We start from the raw sequence: 737 nt of genomic DNA on the forward strand, positions 1-737 counted from the left end.
GGCCGACCTGTCCCACGGCCTCGCGGCTCTGGGCGGCTGAACTCTTGGCCAGCTGAACTCTTGGCCAGCTGAACTTCTGGCCGGCTGACTCCTGGGCGGCTGAACCGGCCGCTCAGGCCTCCTCGATCACGCTGAACCCGGATTCGTCCTCGACCACCCGGAACCGGGACAGCCGCAGGGTCTGGGAGCGCTCGGCCGCCTCGTCCCGGCATTTGAGGACATGGGCGGCCCGGTTGACCACCTGCAGGTTCGGCGCTCCCCAATAGGCGAGCAGTTCCGGCCAGGGCCGGGCGCGGTGCTCCCGCCAGACCTGATAGAGCGGCAGCGCGTGATCGACCTCGGCGGTCCGGAGCAGCCGCTTCCCCGAGGCCGCGCAGCGGTGCCGCTGACGGAGCTTCAGGACCCGGATCTGCGCGTGCGGGGCGAGCCAGAACTTCCAGGCGGCGACACAGGCCGCGTGCCAGCCGGCATTGCCGTTGGGCACGCCGCGGCCCCAGAGATCCCGGTGCCAGCCGAACCGGTAGACCGGCTGGCCGCAGATGCAGCAGGCGCCGCGGCCGCGGGCGAAGGCGGGGTCGCGATAGGGGGCGGGCGGCATCCGGAAGCTGCCGGCGCGGGCCTCGCCGCCCGGTCCCTCGGGGCCGATCTGCCAGGTCCAGCCCTCCGGCGTGCCGGAGCGGGCCGCCAGGGCCCGGGCGAGCCGGTCCGCCCGGAGGATGTGGCTGCGCCAGTAGCTC

Annotated in this window: 1 protein-coding gene; it reads right to left on the reverse strand. The window is 73.9% G+C overall.

The window, feature by feature from the left end:
• Positions 1-112: 112 nt before the first annotated feature.
• Positions 113-737 (reverse strand): hypothetical protein (locus tag MKK69_RS04260; protein ID WP_243966133.1); only part of this gene is annotated, 625 nt, incomplete at its 5' end.

The organism is Methylobacterium sp. J-026, assembly GCF_022829585.1.
Classification (GTDB): Bacteria; Pseudomonadota; Alphaproteobacteria; order Rhizobiales; family Beijerinckiaceae; genus Methylobacterium.